At 41.8% G+C, this 18,703-nt stretch carries 15 protein-coding genes; 5 read left to right on the top strand and 10 right to left on the bottom strand.

Going from position 1 to position 18,703, the window contains the following annotated elements; all coding sequences use genetic code 11:
- Positions 1 to 620: 620 nt before the first annotated feature.
- From FM038_RS11040 to FM038_RS11025, 4 genes are all read right to left on the bottom strand, one after another.
- Entirely contained in the window at positions 621 to 1,040 is a 420-nt protein-coding gene (locus tag FM038_RS11040; RefSeq protein ID WP_142871218.1) for a hypothetical protein, read from the bottom strand.
- A gap of 107 nt (positions 1,041 to 1,147) precedes the next feature.
- Complete coding sequence (locus tag FM038_RS11035) at positions 1,148 to 4,219, bottom strand: carboxypeptidase regulatory-like domain-containing protein (RefSeq protein ID WP_195873253.1); 3,072 nt, start codon at positions 4,217 to 4,219, stop codon at positions 1,148 to 1,150.
- A 22-nt stretch (positions 4,220 to 4,241) separates the two neighbouring features.
- Positions 4,242 to 5,042: a fimbrial biogenesis chaperone gene (locus FM038_RS11030; protein WP_142870634.1), complete on the bottom strand. Its 801-nt coding sequence runs from the start codon at positions 5,040 to 5,042 to the stop codon at positions 4,242 to 4,244.
- Between the two features lie 144 nt (positions 5,043 to 5,186).
- Positions 5,187 to 5,654: a DUF4402 domain-containing protein gene (locus tag FM038_RS11025; RefSeq protein ID WP_142870635.1), complete on the bottom strand. Its 468-nt coding sequence runs from the start codon at positions 5,652 to 5,654 to the stop codon at positions 5,187 to 5,189.
- A 572-nt stretch (positions 5,655 to 6,226) separates the two neighbouring features.
- On the opposite strand from FM038_RS11025, the gene FM038_RS11020 reads away from it, so the two are divergent.
- A complete protein-coding gene (locus FM038_RS11020) occupies positions 6,227 to 6,577 on the top strand; it encodes a hypothetical protein (RefSeq protein WP_142870636.1) in 351 nt (116 codons plus the stop codon).
- A gap of 40 nt (positions 6,578 to 6,617) precedes the next feature.
- On the opposite strand, the gene ruvB is transcribed toward FM038_RS11020, so the two are convergent.
- The 6 genes from ruvB to FM038_RS10990 form a co-directional block, all read right to left on the bottom strand.
- Entirely contained in the window at positions 6,618 to 7,634 is a 1,017-nt protein-coding gene (gene ruvB, locus FM038_RS11015) for a Holliday junction branch migration DNA helicase RuvB (protein ID WP_142870637.1), read from the bottom strand.
- Positions 7,635 to 7,670: 36 nt separating this feature from the next.
- On the bottom strand, positions 7,671 to 8,288 hold the full coding sequence (gene ruvA, locus FM038_RS11010) for a Holliday junction branch migration protein RuvA (RefSeq protein ID WP_142870638.1): 618 nt from the start codon (positions 8,286 to 8,288) through the stop codon (positions 7,671 to 7,673).
- The gene (gene ruvC, locus FM038_RS11005; RefSeq protein WP_142870639.1) at positions 8,285 to 8,806 is read right to left on the bottom strand and encodes a crossover junction endodeoxyribonuclease RuvC; all 522 of its coding nucleotides are present in this window, start codon (positions 8,804 to 8,806) and stop codon (positions 8,285 to 8,287) included. Before ruvC ends, ruvA begins: the two co-directional genes overlap by 4 nt.
- Before the next feature lie 3 nt (positions 8,807 to 8,809).
- Positions 8,810 to 9,556 carry a YebC/PmpR family DNA-binding transcriptional regulator gene (locus tag FM038_RS11000; RefSeq protein ID WP_142870640.1) on the bottom strand — a complete coding sequence of 249 codons (747 nt, stop codon included), beginning with the start codon at positions 9,554 to 9,556 and terminating at the stop codon, positions 8,810 to 8,812.
- Positions 9,557 to 9,685: 129 nt separating this feature from the next.
- A complete protein-coding gene (aspS, locus tag FM038_RS10995; RefSeq protein ID WP_142870641.1) occupies positions 9,686 to 11,467 on the bottom strand; it encodes an aspartate--tRNA ligase in 1,782 nt (593 codons plus the stop codon).
- A 170-nt stretch (positions 11,468 to 11,637) separates the two neighbouring features.
- Positions 11,638 to 14,436, bottom strand: a complete 2,799-nt coding sequence (locus FM038_RS10990; protein ID WP_223293054.1) for a transporter substrate-binding domain-containing protein — start codon at positions 14,434 to 14,436, stop codon at positions 11,638 to 11,640.
- Positions 14,437 to 14,585: 149 nt separating this feature from the next.
- On the opposite strand from FM038_RS10990, the gene cmoA reads away from it, so the two are divergent.
- The 4 genes from cmoA to FM038_RS10970 all read left to right on the top strand — a co-directional run bounded on the left by cmoA (position 14,586) and on the right by FM038_RS10970 (position 18,701).
- Positions 14,586 to 15,317 (top strand): carboxy-S-adenosyl-L-methionine synthase CmoA, encoded by a 732-nt coding sequence (gene cmoA / locus FM038_RS10985; RefSeq protein WP_142870642.1) that lies wholly within the window; start codon positions 14,586 to 14,588, stop codon positions 15,315 to 15,317.
- A 49-nt stretch (positions 15,318 to 15,366) separates the two neighbouring features.
- Entirely contained in the window at positions 15,367 to 16,359 is a 993-nt protein-coding gene (gene cmoB / locus FM038_RS10980; RefSeq protein ID WP_142870643.1) for a tRNA 5-methoxyuridine(34)/uridine 5-oxyacetic acid(34) synthase CmoB, read from the top strand.
- A 78-nt stretch (positions 16,360 to 16,437) separates the two neighbouring features.
- A complete protein-coding gene (locus tag FM038_RS10975; protein WP_142870644.1) occupies positions 16,438 to 17,184 on the top strand; it encodes an ATP-dependent zinc protease family protein in 747 nt (248 codons plus the stop codon).
- 11 nt (positions 17,185 to 17,195) lie between these two features.
- Positions 17,196 to 18,701, top strand: coding sequence for an inactive transglutaminase family protein (locus FM038_RS10970; protein ID WP_142870645.1), 1,506 nt, complete (start codon positions 17,196 to 17,198; stop codon positions 18,699 to 18,701).
- The last annotated feature ends 2 nt before the right edge of the window (positions 18,702 to 18,703 follow it).

Raw genomic sequence — 18,703 nt, 5'->3', positions numbered from 1 at the left:
CCAATCTTATTTATTTAATCGTCACCCTATATAGGTTAATCAAACGAAATTGTAGGCGTTGAATTGATACTGTAGTTTCACCATAATTCAGTCAATGCCTATTTTAATTAACCTCTGATAATGAAAGGTTAATAATAGGTGTGACTTTGGTAGCTAATGAAACTAATTATCAAACTGAAAGGGGTCAAACATGTTAATAACAGAACAAAAAACTATATAACGTTAATAAAGATAGAGATTAAACCTGCACACGCCTTAACAGTTTATCAACCTGCACAAAAACGAGAAGTGTGACCCGCGTCACACTTTGAGCTTATCCATTTATAAAATATGCCATTCCTCGGGCTTTAATTGATTGAAGTCAAGCATTGGTAGTTTTGTTTTTTGTAGGGTTCAGTATAGGTTCAGACTTTTTATACGCCTCGTTAGTTTTAATATAAAGTATTAACAATTGCCAAGCCGATACATTATGTAACTTATTTTAAATAAACTAATCCATCGTTAACCATTCATTTAAATAATTATCAAGAGGTACTCAATTGTGACTTTTTATAGGTTGCAGATAAAGAATCAAGCGATTTACCAACTGCAGACATATTTAGAAGTCATTTAAAAACCGCCTATTCATAAACAACTTCAATTAAATAATTTATGTTATATATCCCAGACTCTAATAAAGTGTTCAATGTGAGTTCAGCCCCAATGTCGATATCTAATTCACCCGTTTTGAGATCATAGGTCTGAGATTGCAAGCCATTTGATAGAAATGGAGTGAAACTGTACTTCTCGTGTTTCAATGCAACTAACTCAATAGTGACACGCTTATTAGCTAGCCCACTTAAATGAAAAGTGCCACTGCGCCATTCAGATGCTAAGCATCCGCTACCTTGACGCTCGAAGAGACTAAGGGTGCAAGTGGAATTAGGGTAGTTTTGTACATCTCCAAAGTTAATCGTGCTTTTCTCTATGATTAGAATTGGTTGCACTAGATTAATGCTAGCTTGGCCCATAACAGATGCTAAAACAAAGGCATTTAACATGATAATTTCTAAATAGAGAGACACTCAACGAGTATAGTGTGTAGCTAACAACTTGCTAAAAACTTCTAAGATTGACTCATCTCATCTCCAATAGTGCTCCCACAGAGCTAGTTTAGGATACTCACTGACTCTAGTACCATGTACTCACCAGGCTTCACATTAATTTGTTGTGTGAACTTGTCTTCTATTGAAAGCTGATAACGGCCAGGTAGAACGCGATCAAATATATAGACTCCATCATATTCAACCCTCGTTTTGTATTTTCGATTATCATCTGTGCTTACTAATGTAACCAGCATACCTTTGGCAGGCAGCTGTTTTTTACCATCTAGTAGCATGGCGCTTCCTTCAAGCTCTGCTGTGTATAACACCGGATAGAGCACCTTTTGTACATGACCAGGATGGGGGTTAACAGTTACAGCCATCATTAATGGGATGAGGAAGGGATCGGGCAAACTTGACTCTTTAAGTAGAAGGCGCTGAGGACGTGTCGTTTGCAAATGAGTTATCAGTAACTCACCATCTTGATTGGTACTGGCAGATGTTTGACTGTGCCCTGAAAAACTTAAACCACTTATTGCTAGCTCATCTGTATCAAACAGGCTATTGGCATTATCATCCTGAAAAGCCACAATCTTTACGGCGCCAGTATTTAGGTGGCTCACACGATCCAGTAGCCATAAATTAGATTCAGGCTGCCACAGCAAAGAGCTATTCCATTTCAGTTGAGCGTACCAATCACCATCGGAATCATTATCAAGTACTAACCGTAACGAACTGTGGTCGAAAAGATAGGCAATAGAGTTTCTAACCCTAAAAGCATCAATAGCTTGAGGCTGGTAATTGATCTCCACTTGGTAATTTATACGGTCATTGATTGATGAGTTCGCATTGACGACCCACTGATTAACCTCAAGCTCAGGTGAAATAGACAAGTCAACATATGACCTAAGGTACCACTCACCTAATCTGCCTGAGGCCGCCATACGATTATACACTCTGTCTTTACCTATCGCTGACTGCCACCTCAATTCATTACTGTATGAAAGTAGATTAAATCGGCCCATTAATGCGGCATTAAACTGCAATAGATCAGTGGACATGGAATAGTCTTTCCAGCTGCCAGAAAGTGCCCAGCTCATACCAGAGTCGTCGATGCTACCATTCACATTTAAACTCGCTTGCTGTTCCAGTGTTTCATTAGGGTTCTCCCACGAATTAAAGTTATCAAAATACTCCCAATCCGCTAACCAATCGATGTGTTTCTTGCTGCCTTGCACTGCGACACCTGTAGCATAACCTTTAGAAGTACTGGCGTAGTTAATTTGGATGAGATGTTCACCACCTATGAAATTGATACCAAGCTTGGGAATGGTTAACCAATCATTATCAGCAACTTCTTGCTGAACCAATGATAAGTTTGTAGTGAGACTCTCTGTCACGGCCCAATTAGCGTTAACATAATGAAGTTGTAACTCATCTTGTTCCCTTTGCAGCGAGCCGAAGCTAAAACCTAACTGACCTTGCTCTAAGACTGAGTTATCCAACATTTTACTGAACGTTTCTGTACGTGTTTCGCCACTGGGTCCATAAAACCTCAATTGATATTGATTAAGACCGATAAAAAATGGCACCTGTACAAAACGATAACGTGCATCAGAGCCCGCCCTTTGTATATCGATTAGGCTATTATTTCTATAGAGTTCGACATCCCAATCAGGCTCAATTTCTCCCTCTATTGTGATATGCCGAAAGTCTTGAGTGAATCCATCTCCTGCTGTCAATCTAATGCCCTTGCCTTCACTAGACTCAGAAATTAATGGTAAAGAATGGGATTCAATGCTGCCTATGCGATAATGCTTTAGCCAAGAATCTGATAGTGTTTTCTCAATATAGGCGTTAATCACTTCATCTGTTTCAGACCATGAGTAGCTTGCATAGACATTATGACCAGCAAAATCTGTTCTAGCTTGAATAAACCCTTCGACGCTAGTCTCTTCGATATGTTCTTTTTTTTGAGAGGTAATTCCAAGATCAACGCTCATAGCAAGATCACCAAGCATAGCGTCTTCTCGCTTTATCTCTCGAACAGTCAATTGATCATTTTGACCCTTTTGGGCACTGAACAGATCATATCGCCTCCTCCTATCTTGTATCTGTGAAAGTGGGATAAAACTCGACTCTTTAATGTTGAAACGCTGCCTTGATGGTTCAAAATTGATATTCAAACCAAACATTTGTTCTATGATTGTAAGTTCAATATAGATATCCCAGTCATCAAAATAGATATTGCTCTCTTGAACACTACAGTGGTCACTGTTGCCCCAAAACATCATTAAATGACTACTAATATCAATGTTTCTATCAGGAGTTAGATACCAACCACTTAAAGACAAGGTGTCAATATTGAGCTTAACAGGGAGCATTAAAAGCTCGGCAAGTAACTGAATAGGAAGATATAGCTTTCCTTCTTGCTGATATGCAAACAGCTCATTGCTAATGACCAAGTTACCGTATTTGAGCTGGCTAATAAGAAAGAGTTCTTGAGAGACCGGGAGTGTCTGATAAGGTATTGTGATTAACCGCTTACAAGTATCAGGACTCTCTAACACTTTAGGAGCGATTCTCAGTGCCAATGGATCAAAGTTATCCTTAATGCCTGAATTTACCTCATCAACTTGGGCTAATGATGAAGCATCATGAAGGCTCGTATTTGCAGTTATCACTTCGCCCTGAATTATACGTCTGTGTTGCTTAAATTCTTTAGGGTTAACCTGCATCGCGGGTTTAGTAAAACGTTTTTGAATCCGGGTTAGCTCAAACTGATCGCTAGTCTCTTCATCTGTACGTGTTACCTGAGTATTGGCAGTTCTTAGCTGCTTAAATATCCCTGTGTGAGTGTCTTTAATGGCATTTAACGCGTTAGGTTTATGCTCTAAAAGTATTCTATGGCTTGGCTCTCTATGTTTTAAAGTGAGTGGAGTCGGTGCGCTCCCCCCCTTGATGACATTCATATCCTTGAAAGATTTACCTTGAGTAACGGGGCCATTAAGTAAGAACTCAGGAAGAAGAACGATGAGTAAATAAAATACAAGTGATAGGAGTGAAATCAGAAAAAGCACGGGCAGTAATAGCCCCTGCTTCTGTTCATTATGTTTGTTGGGATACGATGATTTCATATGGACACGCAAATTTAAACCACTAAAGGGTCATGCGTGTTTCAATAATTTGAGCATCATTAAGGTTTTTGCTTTCGGAATAACGAACAATAACTTCTGCTCCCTTAATAAGCTGCCGAGTTAAGTTAACAGAGAAATCTCTGCTATCCAGCTCAGTGTAAATTGCGACGTTTTTAACACTCGCAATATTTTCCAGTTCAGTGACACCGCCAATGTTCTTTTCTACAAAGACTTCGATATCCCCATACGTGCTTCGCAACCCATGGCGTTTAATTGTGACACCAAGACTAGTTTGCTGCTCTGCGTCAGTCACAGCACCAATAGTCACATCACCTTCAAGTTCGCCAATACGTAATATAACTGGAACTGAGATCCGGACGAAGGCTGTCACAGACAAACTAAATGTCTCTGCATAGTCATCATTGGCTTGATTTGACACCCTTGGCGCTAACGGTATTTGGTGAAAAACGATGTAACTTCGGTATTCAGCTGCTGGCAAGCCTTTAGGTACTCTAGCGGCCATACGAACGCGGGTTCCTTGCTCGCTTTCAAGAGTCACTCTTCTTGGTGAGTAACGAACAAATTGAGATAAAGCAGGCTTACCGCCTTCAATAACTCGATAACCGCCTTCGGCTAACTGAACCTTATCTTCAAAATAGATGTTGTAACGAGCTGTGCTAGTCCCCTTATTAACAAGAGAGAAAATAGCGCTTTTATGTGTTGTATCATCTAACTCAGCCCGAGTCGGGGATACAAGCAAATTTGCATTGACACTGAAAGGTATAAAAAAGGCTAAAGCACAGCCTATTAGAAATAGTTTCATGATATCGCCCAGCTAAATTCTATGAAATCTCATATTGAGTGTTTCAAGCTTATTATTGGTTAGCTTACTACGAGCAAAATAAGGCCCTTATTCCACAAAATTGCATCAAAAATGATAGCTGAATTTTATAAGGACCATAATGGCTTAATAAGTGACATCAACCGTATAGGTTAATGAATGTGCACCCGCGGTCGCGGTTGCTGCGGCAACCGTAACGGTTCCACCTATTTTCAAATTAGCAGTGTTTGAAGCGACGGTTACAGTGGAGCTAGCAACGGTCGGTGTAAATGTTACACCGGGTACCGTAGTATCTGGGGCTGAAAGCCCAATAGTGACACTTCCATCGGCAGAGGAAATCGTGAAATCACCAGAAGCTGCGGTTGCACCACCCGCTATACAGCTCGGACCAGCGGTAGTATCTGCATAATCTAGGCTACAGGTTCCATCTACAGAAACGTCAATATCTCCGAACTCCATAGGGGTATTTTGAGTCACTGTGATGGGATATACCAAGTTAAAATTCGCTGTCCCAGTTTGCTGAGTTGCACCAGCTTGGCTAGAAAGTAAAAATGTTGATGCGAGTAGAGTCGACAGAAGCAGTTTTTTTTTCATAATGTGTTCCAGAGAATATTTCTTGTTTTTATTACCTTATGCAATTGAACGTCCGTTATGTTCTATACGTCATTTATGTCTTCCCTGATACACATAAGTCGCTGTTTAAAAGGTACTTAGCACCGTACCTGCTATTTACATTATCAAAGATGAAATATTTAGCAACACTTTATAACAAATTAAACACACCTTAACAACATATGGTATAGTGAAATTGTAAGCGACTGAATATAGTGATTATATTCACGCAGTAAAAGTGTGGTTTAATGAGGTTTTGTTACAAATGGCGTATTTGAGTAATCAATTGATAGGTTGTGGGAATGTAAAATAGAAGTGTTAACAAGAAAATGTTCTTTCTGTGAATGCGCTTACGGTGATCAACAATGAATAAGAAGTAGAGAGTCTATATGCATAAGCTAAGATTATTAAATCTTAAACCCAAAGATTACAAAATAAATAAATTGTGTTTATTCATAGCCTTAATACTAATCGTAAGTTTAAGTTCGCCAGTAAACTCACAAATATTTATTACAGAAATCCAGCCGATTAAGTATCCAAAAGTGTTAAAAAACTTGACCACTAGTACCATTGTCAATGTAAATTGGAAAGGCGCGTTAGGTGGTGCAACAAACGCCACCTTGCTCGATAATGATTTCCACCAAGGCAGGTACTTGATCACTTCAGACACTAACTTGCCGATCACGGTTAATTTTAGTCAGCTGGCTAATGAAGCTAAGGTTAATCTAAAAACGCTAAGGCTGAGATATAAAAACAAAACCTACAAAAACTTTCCCATTTTTGGTCTAGACAGCCCTGGTATTACTGGGGAGTATGTTGAAATTGGTGCAAAGGTTGTTGCAAAGAAAAATTCGACAGCAGGAGAGAAGTTCCCTCAGTATATGTTAATTATTGAAGAGCAATGAACAAGCACAGCCCTTCAAATAATCAATTTCAGTTAGAGACCTATTTTTCAGGTTGGATTAAATTAAAGTGTTTGTAAGCACGTTCAGTGGCTATGCGTCCACGGGGTGTTCGCTGTATAAAGCCTTGCTGTATCAAGTAAGGTTCGAGTACATCCTCGATGGTTTCTCTCTCTTCACCGATTGCCGCTGCGAGGTTATCAAGCCCTACAGGCCCCCCCATAAACTTATCAATGATAGCGAGTAAAAGTTTTCTATCCATAAAATCGAAACCTTCACTGTCTACATCAAGCATATCGAGCGCTAGATCAGCAACGTGTTTATTAATTTCACCGTCATGCATAACCTCGGCGTAATCTCTCACACGTCTCAATAATCGGTTAGCAATACGCGGTGTACCACGAGAGCGTCTTGCCACTTCCAACGACCCTTCATCATCGATAGGCAGGTCGAGGACTTTGGCAGAGCGAGTCACTATGGTACTGAGATCTTTGACATTGTAAAACTCGAGCCTTAGGGGGATCCCAAAACGTGCTCGCAGAGGGGAAGTTAACGACCCCGCTCTTGTTGTTGCACCAATCAGTGTAAACGGCGGTAGATCTAACTTAATTGAGCGAGCCGCAGGCCCCTCTCCAATCATGATATCGAGCTGATAATCCTCCATAGCGGGATAAAGGATCTCTTCCACAACTGGGCTTAGTCGATGAATTTCATCAATAAATAACACATCGCCAGGCTCTAGATTAGTCAATAAAGCAGCTAGATCGCCCGCTTTCTCAAGTACCGGGCCCGAGGTTGATTTAATATTAACTCCCATCTCATTAGCCACGATAAGGGCCAAGGTCGTTTTCCCCAAACCTGGCGGACCATAGATGAGCATATGATCCAATGCTTCACCACGATTCTGAGCCGCTTGAATAAATACCTTAAGTTGAGCACGAGTCGCGTCCTGTCCTGTGTACTCGTCGAGTAATTTAGGACGCATGGCTCTGTCTATCTGCTCTTCATACTCCTCAACACCTTGAGGCTCTGCATGAATAATACGATCGGCTTCTATCATTTATCTCTCTTTAAATTGCACTATCAAACAAGTGTGCTACAGCATCGACTTGAGTGATGACTTGATCAGTTCCTGAGAACTCATTCCGTCCTGGTAGACCGCTGATACTGACTTACTGGCCTGTGCAGGCTTATAGCCCAAGGCCAACAGAGCAGCAATTGCATCCTCTTCGGCAGTGTTGACTACCTTTGACGGCGTATAGTTGCTCTTGAGCATAAATTCCCGCTCAGATCCCGCCGATGCTTCCATCAAACTTTTGAGCTTATCACGCATCTCTACTAGTAGGCGCTCAGCAGTCTTCTTACCTACGCCAGGTAACTTAACTAAGGTGGCAATATCGTCACGCTCGACACAGGCGACAAACTCCGCCGATGTCATACCAGACAAGATAGTTAATGCCAGCTTAGGTCCAACACCATTGGTTTTAATCAACAAACGGAACAAAGCCCGTTCCTGCTTGGTTATAAATCCATAGAGCAGCTGAGCATCTTCACGTACCACAAAGTGGGTGTAAACTATCGCTTCTTGATTGAGTTCGGGTAGTTCAAAAAAACTGGTGAGGGGCATCTGGACTTCGTATCCGAGGCCACTCACTTCTATCAAAATCTCGGGAGCTTGCTTCTCGATGAGCAAGCCTCGTAATCGACCTATCATCTATATCGTCCATATGTTCTTTTGTTTGCCATTCCGCCTAACGCTAATAAGCTTTGACTGGTATGAAAATGGCAAATTGCGACACCTAATGCATCAGCGGCATCCGCTTGTGGGCAAGCCGACAATTTAAGAATTTGCTGTACCATGTGCTGAACTTGAGACTTCTGCGCCTTGCCCGTGCCGACTACGGCACTTTTTATCTGTGTCGCCGAATATTCGCCAACGGGAAGATCGGCATTGGTTGCAGCAACGATAGCTGCGCCTCTGGCTTGGCCTAATTTAAGCGCTGAATCGGCATTTTTAGCCATAAAAACACGCTCGATGGCAAATTCAGTGGGCTGGTACTGGCGTATTATTTCGGAGATCCCATCGAAAATTTGTTTAAGTCGATAGGGGAAATCTTCTGAACTCGTACGAATACAGCCACTTCCCAAGTATACGGGGTGCCGACCATTTCGTTTGATCACCCCATAACCTGTGATCCTTGAACCAGGATCGATACCGAGTATTATTGACATAGATTAATCTAGTAACTCCATCACTTCATCAGAGATCTCAGCATTATGATACACCTCTTGAACATCATCATGATCTTCAAGATTATCTATTAAACGAATGAATTTAGCTGCTGTACTGGCGTCGAGGGAGGCTTTAGTCGATGGCACCATGGTCACTTCGGCGTTAACAGATTCAAGACCCGCAGCATCCAAAGCATCCTTGACTGCACCAAAACTTTCTGGGCTAGTAAAGACATCGATGGCGCTATCTTCATGGCTGACCACATCATCGGCCCCCGCTTCTAAAGCCGCATCCATAACATTATCTTCATCCGTTCCTTCAGCGAAAGAGATGATGCCTTTCTTTTCGAACAGATATGAGACCGAGCCGTCTGTGCCTAAGTTACCGCCGGATTTACTGAATGCATTACGCACCCCCGATACCGTACGATTCTTATTGTCTGTCATGGTTTCGACCATGACAGCGGTGCCACCGGGTCCATAACCTTCATACATAATGGTCTCTAATACCTGACCATCAAGCTCTCCAGCCCCACGTTTAATTGCACGTTCAACGGTGTCGCGTGTCATATTATTAGACAGTGACTTGTCAATCGCTGCACGTAACCTGGGGTTAGAATCAACATCTGAGCCACCTTCACGGGCAGCGACGGTTAATTCACGAATGAACTTAGTAAAAAGCTTACCTCGCTTGGCATCCTGCGCCGCTTTACGATGCTTGATGTTGTCCCATTTACTGTGACCTGCCATATGAATGCTCCTTGATATCGAAGAGGATAGATTACCGGATGAAGAAGTTAAAAGTTAAAGAAATCAATGCTAAATGAGACTTGGATCTGACTGGCAATAAAAAGCCGAGTTTCCCCGGCTTATTATTTATTACTCTTGAGTTTCTTCTTCTTTTTTGATGACGCTAATACCTAACTCGACGAGTTGTTCAGGATTAGCAAGCCCAGGAGCGTTAGTCAAAGGACACGCAGCTGTGGTCGTTTTCGGGAATGCCATGACATCACGAATTGAACTTGTACCTGTCATCAGCATGATTATTCTGTCTAAACCAAAAGCTAAACCGGCATGAGGTGGAGTACCGTAACGCAATGCTTCTAAAAGGAAGCCAAACTTCTCGTTAGCTTCTTCTTCTTCGATACCTAAGATACGGAACACAGAGGATTGCATTTCAGTATTATGAATACGCACAGAACCACCGCCGAGTTCACAGCCATTTAACACCATATCATATGCATCTGAGATAGCCGCTGTTGGGTCGGCTTCAAGTTGCTCCGGCGTCATGCCACTCGGTGCGGTAAATGGATGGTGCATGGCATGCAGTCCACCATCAGAAGTAGGCTCAAACATAGGGAAGTCGACGACCCACAATGGTTTCCAGTCACCTTCAAGCAGGTCAAAGTCTTCACCCGCTTTTAAGCGCAGTGCGCCCATCGCTTCAGCAACGATGTTTGCCTTATCTGCGCCAAATAAAATCAGATCACCGGACTTAGCATTTGTGCGCTCAAGCAATCCCTTAACAACATCTTCCGTAAGGAACTTAAGTACTGGAGATTGAATGCCCTCGAGACCTTTATCAAGATCGTTCACCTTCATCCAGGCTAAACCTTTAGCGCCGTAGATGGTGACGTATTTAGCATAATTATCCAATTGTTTACGTGACAGTTTTGCACCGCCTGGAACACAAAGAACGGCAACACGCCCATTTGGATCGTTAGCTGGACCATTGAAAACCGCAAATTCAACATCTTTAACGATATCTGCAACATCAATTAATTCAAGCGGGTTACGCAAGTCAGGCTTATCAGATCCGAAACGACGCATCGCTTCAGCAAATGTCATCTTTGGAAATTCACCCAGATCAACATTTAAAAGATCTTGGAACAGGCCACGAACCATTAATTCTGTTTTCGCCATCACCTGTGCTGAGGTCATGAACGAAGTTTCAATATCTATCTGTGTGAATTCTGGTTGGCGATCCGCACGCAAATCTTCATCGCGGAAACACTTAACAATTTGGTAATAACGATCGAAGCCAGACATCATCAACAGTTGCTTAAACAACTGGGGTGACTGAGGTAATGCAAAAAACTGGCCTTTGTAAGTACGGCTAGGGACTAAGTAGTCACGAGCGCCTTCCGGTGTAGCCTTAGTCAAAATAGGTGTTTCAATGTCGAGGAAACCATTTCCATCTAGGAAGCGTCGCACGGCACTGGTCACTTTCGAACGAAATATAATACGCTCAGCCATTTCTGGGCGGCGCAGATCCAAGTAACGATACTTGAGTCTTTGTTCTTCTGTATTATGTTGATTCTTGTCCATGTTAATTGGCAGAGGCGCTGAGCTGTTTAAGATAGTTAAGCCTTTGCCTAAGATCTCAATCTCACCGGTACGCATCTGATCATTGATCTGGCTATCGGGACGAGCACGAACCAAACCCGTGATCTGGACACAAAACTCACTGCGCAGGCTACTGGCAACGTCGAACACTTCAGGTAAATCTGGATCATAAACAACCTGTACGAGCCCTTCTCTGTCTCTTAAGTCGAGAAAAACCACACCACCAAGGTCACGGCTACGATTTACCCAACCCACTAGGGTTACTTCTTGTCCAACGTGAGACTTGTTAACGTCTCCACAATATTGACTGCGCATCTAACTCTTTCCTTTAATCCGCAAACCTATGGCTGAGGAATATTCTAATCAACACAAAAGCGGCATTATAGTAAAATATTGCCGATTACAAAACTACTTAGCCATCAGACGGCCAAGGATCAATCATATTTTTTCTAAATCTACTGATTTTCTAGCTAAAGCTAACATTCTCATGATGATTTGTAGCAATTTCCACCACTTTGTTTCGCTCTATACATTAATTTATCGGCGGACTTGAGTAACTCCACCACATTGTCACCATCTGCAGGGTACATTGCAATGCCAATACTGGCACTAACCGTTAATTTTATGCCCTTATGCTCAAAAGTTTGCGACAAATGACTGAGAATCGTATCGGCAACCTGACAAACAAGATCAAGATCTTTGGTTTTATTTAAAATGGCCACAAATTCATTACTACCAAATCTTGCTAAGGTATCAGAACGACGAAAACATGATTTGAGCTCAACGGCCACTATTTTCAGTAAATCATCCCCAGCTTTATGCCCCAACTCTTTATTCACTTTCTTGAAGCCTGAAACATCGATAAAAAGGACACTAAATGTTGCTTGCTCACGGCAATGCAGGAGAACGGACTGCTCGAGTCTGTCATCGAGTAAACTTCGATTAGGGAAACCGGTTAACGGGTCAAAATGGGTTAACTCATTTAATTTGTTTTCTAGCTGTTTTCGTTTACGTCGCTCCTTAGACATGGCAAACCTAAAGAGGAACAAACCGCCAATTAAGAGCAGTAAAATTATAATGACTGCAATACACCATTTGAAAACTTGAGAATCTTGATTTAAAGGTGGCAAAGTCTCAATCCAATTTTGATAAATCACTTCACGACTGCCTTGATTTATCGTGTCGATAGCCATATTCATGAGTGGTATCAACTCCGCGCGACTCGGATGGACACCGAAGTGGCTATGCTGATCAGAAAAATCGGCTAATACAGACATTTTGACGTGTTCATATTCCCCTAACTTTAACTCTGCAGCCATATTAATCGTTTTATCAACAAAAGCGTCAGCTTTTCCGTTCATCACTGCTTTTAATCCAGCACGTGGATCGGCCACTAAAACAAGCTCAATACCATAGTCAGCTCCCATTAATTTTCTGACTAACTCATACCCTTCAACAATGGCTAACCTTTGACCCGAGAGTTCTTGTAAATTAAAAATAACCGATGTGTTTATTGGCGTTGCTAAGGCCCAAGGTGATGGCCAATATGGCTCACTGAAAAGTAATTGTTTTCTTCGTTCTGCAGTTTCTGCCACACTGCCCGCAATATCGACATCGCCATTAATGAGTGCGTCAATCAAGCTTTGCCATTCATCAAATTCAATGGCCTCCATTTTTAAGCCTAATTGAGTTGTGATGACCCTAGCGACATCACTATTAATCCCTGAGAACGCCCCCTTATCATTGGTAAACTCCATCGGTTTCCAAGCTTTTAAGTAGCCAATTCTCAGACTAGACAATGACTGTAAATAAGCTTCTTGTTCTTGAGAAAATGACAGTGAGTTCATCTGAGCGTCGAATATGCGGTCTCTCGCATTTAAAATCCATTTACGCTCGATCTCTTTAAACTCTTGAAAATCAATTAATTCGAAACCTGCTTTTATCCGCTTAGATAAACCTGGACTAGTATGATTCGTCAATACATATATATCAGTCACAAATTCCAAATCAGGGTAGGCATAAAATTGTGACCATACATCATTGAGAACTAAGTAATGATGTGTCCACGATGCTGAAGCCACGAAACTGCCAATATGACCATCTTTTGCAGCTTCTATCATCGCAGTGACCGAGTCATAAAGTTTAAGTTGAACATTTGGCATAGCCTGCTTTAACTCAGCAAGGTATGGCGCAGTGGGGACAGCACCGACTCGCTTTCCAGCAAGAGAGTTCAAGTCTGCTATCGGCTCTCCATAACTGTGTAATCGACTTTTGACTTGGTAGAGCAGTTGGCTTCTGAGTAAACCGGTTTTAAATTTTTCACTTTCAGGATAACCGATATGTACATCAGCTTGACCGCTTTTAACCATGTCGAGTGACTGGTTCATATCGCCTGTAACAAATGAAATAGGTATCCCCGTTTTATCAGACCATAAATTCCACAAATCAACATATAATCCATGGAGGTGCTTGTCTCCACCCACCGAGATAAAGGGCTCTAGATTTATCGCCGTGGCAATTTTAATCCCTGTTTGTTGCCGGTTAATACCTAACCAACGTTCCTCAATAGCGTCTAAACGTGCTTTATCAATCGAAGCAAAGCCTAGATTAATCTCGACAAGCAAAGATTGATTACCATGATTCACTGCGGGTCGAAGAGGGATCTTTTTAATTAAAATTCGGTTTGATAGTGGGAAAAGACCCACGATCTGTTTATTCACTTGTTTATCTCTTAAGTAACCATCCATACCTGCAAATACTTTCACTTCGCTGTTTAATACCGCTTGAAGAAGGTCGTGTCTATTCTTATAACGCTTAAAGATAATTCTCGGGCTAAGCGCTAACAAGTCTGCTTCATGAGATGAACCTGCGACAATGCCGACCTGATAGGGCTCGAGCATTGAAACATCAACCCCCGCTGGAATTTCATGGTGTAAATACAAGTAGGTACTGACATGAGAAATCGCCTCAGAAAATGCAAATAACGTTTTTCTCGCTGGTGTGGCTGCCATACCGATATGGATATCAGCATTACCATCTGACAATTGGTCTAATGCATCGGTCCAATGACGTGAAACAAACATAATGGGTTTATCTGTTTGTCTTGCCCACTCCAGCCAGAGATCCACCAAGATCCCTTGAGCCTCACCACGTTCATCAACAAACTGGTAAGGGTAGCTGTCCTCCCCCATCACCAAAACAAGCGGTTCAGCCTCATCGGCCAATGTGGTCATAGGGTATAAACAAAAAAAAATCGCAATAAATAAATGAGTCAAAAATTTCACGTTCAATATCCAAAAAGATAAACAGGTGTAAAAATCTTGTTATATACTCGCTATTAGACAAAACTTTACGATAAATATCCAGTACTAGACTTGCCGCCTATGGACAAGTTTCGTTAGAATGCAACGTTGAATTGACACATTTAAATCTCATGAAATCATCCCAAGACAATATTTTTGCCCATGCTTGTGAAAACATCGCTGACTTTCAATTTGATGAGAAAGTAGCCGGTGTGTTCAATGATATGATTAAGCGTTCGGTGCCAGGCTATAGCCAAATCATTAATACTCTAGGAGCCTTTGCTCAGAAGTATGCCAGCCCAGATAGCCACATTTACGATTTAGGCTGCTCGCTTGGGGCTGCGACCTTAACGATTAGACGCCATGTAGAAAATCGAAACTGTCGTATTATTGCAGTAGATAATAGCCAATCAATGATTGAGCGCTGTAACGAGAATCTATCGGCGTATGTGAGTGATACACCTGTAGATCTGGTCTGTGGCGATATCCGAGATATTAATATTGAGAACGCCTCCATGGTGATCTTAAACTTTACGATGCAGTTTTTGGCTCCCTCGGATCGTGATGAATTAGTAAAGAAAATATACCAAGGATTAAATCCTGGTGGCATTTTAGTCTTATCTGAAAAGTTAAACTTTGAAGATGAAGAGATTCAAGCACTCTTATATGACCTTCACCTAGACTTTAAAAGGGCAAATGGATATAGCGAACTTGAAATAAGTCAGAAACGAAGCTCACTTGAAAATGTGATGAAGCCTGATACCTTGCTACAACACGAGCAAAGGCTCAGAAAACATGGATTTATGCATTTCAATATTTGGTTTCAATGTTTCAACTTTTCCTCTATGGTCGCCATAAAATAATAAACAATGAACTTATTATCCCAATTTCATAATCATAGGTAATACGAAAGTGATTAGTTTCAGCTCATTTTACAAACAGATTGCAGATTCTAGCCTACAACATTGGTTAGAGACTTTACCGGCTACCCTTGGCCAATGGCAGCGTGAGCATAAACATGGCACTTTACCAAAATGGGAAAAAGTGCTCAATAAGCTGCACTACCCTGAGCCTGATAGCATTGATTTAAAAAATAGTGTCACCATAGGTTCAGGCTCACAGCTCTCATCGGGTGAAAAAGAAAAATTAGAGAATTTATTACGTATTTTTATGCCTTGGCGTAAAGGTCCATTCTCTATTCACGGTATTGAGATTGACACTGAGTGGCGTTCTGACTGGAAATGGGAACGTATCCTTCCTCACCTGTCATCATTAAATAATCGTACCGTTCTTGATGTAGGCTGCGGCAGTGGCTATCACATGTGGCGAATGTTAGGAGAAGGCGCTAAACACGTTGTTGGCATCGATCCAGCCACCCTATTCTTATGTCAGTTTGAAGCAACAAAAAGGTTAGCAGGCTCTCATCACCCTATTCATCTATTGCCATTAGGTATCGAAGAGTTACCTCCGCTGGATGCTTTCGACACCGTTTTCTCTATGGGGGTTCTTTATCACAGGCGTTCACCTATTGATCACTTGTTACAACTAAGAGATCAATTGAGAACAGGTGGTGAATTAGTTTTAGAAACATTAGTCATTGATGGTGATGAAAATACAGTTCTTGTACCCGATGATAGATATGGCAAGATGAATAATGTATGGTTTCTCCCTTCAGCCGCCGCACTTGAAAAATGGTTAAAGAAAGCTGATTTCATTGATGTAAAGTGCGTCGATATCGATGTCACCTCTTTAGCTGAACAAAGAAGTACTGACTGGATGCCTAATGAGTCATTGGTTGATTATCTTGATCCGGCAAATATTGATTTGACCGTAGAAGGTTATCCTGCGCCAAAACGTGTCACGTTTATCGCAACGAAAAACCAGCCAAATAAAGATTTAATTTAACACTGAATACGGCTAAATACCTTCAACTTTAGCCTTGAAGGTATTCGACACAAATGAAAAATAGTAATGGGAAGCACTATGTTAAAGCAGATCATCTGTATTGCTGCAATCACAAGTTTGATTGGTTGCGCATCGACCACGAACACTGAGAGTCTACCGCAACCAATTGATGCTGAAGCATTAGAAACTAGCCAAGCTAAGCAACAAGCCGCACTAATTGCTGTCATTGACAATAATCAGCAGGCGCAAACAGCCAGTTATAGTGAGTTGTCTGCTCAGTTAGAAGGTCTTGAGAAGCAACTGGCCCAGCTTAACGTTAAGCCTGAAGAAGAAAACATTATTCCTATAGAACTAGAGTGTCCAGCATCTCCACTCAGCGGTAAGTTCATTCTTGGTGCAGCTGAATCTGTTTATGTAGATGAAATAAAAACCAGCTTCAAAACCCGAATTGATACTGGTGCGGAGTCATCATCACTCGATGCCAGAAATATTATTTTATTCGAGCGTGATGGTAAACAATGGGTACGTTTCGATGTACTCACCCAAGGCAGCGATGCCCCAGCTGACACCTTTGAATCTAGAGTAGAGCGTTTTGTCCGAATAAAACAAGAAGCAGATGAAAAGAGTGATCGCCGCCCAGTCATTCATGCTCATCTTAAAATAGGTAAATATAAGGCCGAAACGGATCTCAATTTAGTCGATCGTAGTCACCTTGAGTTTCCACTGTTATTGGGCCGTAAGTTTATGCAAGATATTGCAATCGTCGATGTCGGTCAGACCTTTATCCATGGAAAAATGACAACGCCTGCCGTTGTCAATAAATAGGAACAGAGTTAATGCATTCTAAAAAACCTTTCTACATCCTGGTTGCCCTGCTCTTTATAGCTGGTATCGCTTCAAGTATTTATCGTGGCGTTGAAAACAACGTGCCTTTCTTGCCCGGTAAGCAAGTTCAAAGCTGGGCAGTTGATGCAAAAATTAAATTTCAAGGAACAGGTGAGCCAGCTGAGATATCTTTTGCGTTACCTAATGATCCTGCCTTTGAAGTATTGGTAGAAAATGCGACATCACCGGGTTATGGTCTTTCGATCAGTGATGAACCACAAAACAGGCGAGCTATTTGGTCTATTCGTTCAGCAAAGGGCCAGCAAGATCTCTACTATAAGGTCACACTGATCCCAACAGGTATCACAAGCATTCAGGCCGAAGAAGCCCCAAGAGCAGTTTCTCCCCATATCTGGCCAGCAGCGGAGAAAGTCGCCGCAGAACAGGCTTCTGAAGACGTTTGGGCTAAGAGTGCAACTAACCTCTCTTTCGCTCAACAACTCAACAAAGCATTGAATGCCTCTGAAAGAAGCCAGAACATAGAGCTATTATTGAGCAGTAACTCTGCCAGTAAATTATTCGTTAATATGTTGAACAATAGAGGAATACCGGCACAAGAGGTCAGTGCCCTTCACCTTGAAGATCAACGTCGCCGCCAGCAATTAACAAGTTTTGTTGAAGTTTACAATGATGGCGAATGGCACCTATTTGATCCCATGAATGGAACCCAAGGACGCCCAGATAATGTCCTTTTGTGGGACCGTTCAGGAAAATCAACATTGGATGTCATCGGTGGGATAAACTCCCAAGTCAATTTTTCTATGTTGCAAGACACCCGTTCAGCACTCGCAACATCGCTAGATGTAATGAATAATCAAGGCGCATTAGATTTCTCTCTCTATCAGCTTCCACTCGAAGAGCAATCGCTATTTAAAGGCATATTATTAATCCCTATTGGGGTGTTAATGGTGGTGTTCCTGCGAGTGATTGTAGGCCTAAAAACATCTGGAACATTTATGCCGGTCTTGATTGCACTGGCATTTATACAGACCACATTACTCACTGGCCTTGTCGGATTTATCTTGATTGTTGCCTGTGGTCTGATGATCCGCTCTTACCTTTCTGAACTCAATCTACTGCTGATCTCCAGGATATCGGCAGTGATCATCGTCGTGATCGGAATTATTGGCCTGTTCACATTACTTTCGTACAAATTTGGTCTCAGTGAAGGGCTCACCATCACTTTCTTCCCTATGATCATCCTTGCCTGGACCATCGAAAGAATGTCTATTCTTTGGGAGGAGGAAGGTCCTAAGGAAGTTGTTTTGCAAGGCGGCGGTAGCTTGTTTGTTGCCACTTTGGCCTACCTTGCAATGAGTGCTAGCTGGGTTCAGCATTGGGTATTTAATTTCTTAGGTATTCACTTAGTTATTTTGGCTATCGTTTTATTGATGGGCCAATATACAGGTTACCGTCTACTCGAATTGAGACGCTTCAAGCCATTGTCAGGAGAATAGTG

Source organism: Shewanella eurypsychrophilus, assembly GCF_007004545.3.
Classification (GTDB): domain Bacteria; phylum Pseudomonadota; class Gammaproteobacteria; order Enterobacterales; family Shewanellaceae; genus Shewanella; species Shewanella eurypsychrophilus.
This window is presented reverse-complemented; position numbering and strand designations above follow the sequence as displayed.

What these genes read in the sequence shown, in the direction of transcription:
- FM038_RS11040 (WP_142871218.1), bottom strand. Translation starts at nt 1,040, where the DNA reads ATGTTAAATGCCTTTGTTTTAGCATCTGTTATGGGCCAAGCTAGCATT.
- FM038_RS11035 (WP_195873253.1), bottom strand. Translation starts at nt 4,219, where the DNA reads ATGAAATCATCGTATCCCAACAAACATAATGAACAGAAGCAGGGGCTA.
- FM038_RS11030 (WP_142870634.1), bottom strand. Translation starts at nt 5,042, where the DNA reads ATGAAACTATTTCTAATAGGCTGTGCTTTAGCCTTTTTTATACCTTTC.
- FM038_RS11025 (WP_142870635.1), bottom strand. Translation starts at nt 5,654, where the DNA reads ATGAAAAAAAAACTGCTTCTGTCGACTCTACTCGCATCAACATTTTTA.
- ruvB (WP_142870637.1), bottom strand. Translation starts at nt 7,634, where the DNA reads ATGATAGAAGCCGATCGTATTATTCATGCAGAGCCTCAAGGTGTTGAG.
- ruvA (WP_142870638.1), bottom strand. Translation starts at nt 8,288, where the DNA reads ATGATAGGTCGATTACGAGGCTTGCTCATCGAGAAGCAAGCTCCCGAG.
- ruvC (WP_142870639.1), bottom strand. Translation starts at nt 8,806, where the DNA reads ATGTCAATAATACTCGGTATCGATCCTGGTTCAAGGATCACAGGTTAT.
- FM038_RS11000 (WP_142870640.1), bottom strand. Translation starts at nt 9,556, where the DNA reads ATGGCAGGTCACAGTAAATGGGACAACATCAAGCATCGTAAAGCGGCG.
- aspS (WP_142870641.1), bottom strand. Translation starts at nt 11,467, where the DNA reads ATGCGCAGTCAATATTGTGGAGACGTTAACAAGTCTCACGTTGGACAA.
- cmoA (WP_142870642.1), top strand. Translation starts at nt 14,586, where the DNA reads ATGAAATCATCCCAAGACAATATTTTTGCCCATGCTTGTGAAAACATC.
- FM038_RS10975 (WP_142870644.1), top strand. Translation starts at nt 16,438, where the DNA reads ATGTTAAAGCAGATCATCTGTATTGCTGCAATCACAAGTTTGATTGGT.
- FM038_RS10970 (WP_142870645.1), top strand. Translation starts at nt 17,196, where the DNA reads ATGCATTCTAAAAAACCTTTCTACATCCTGGTTGCCCTGCTCTTTATA.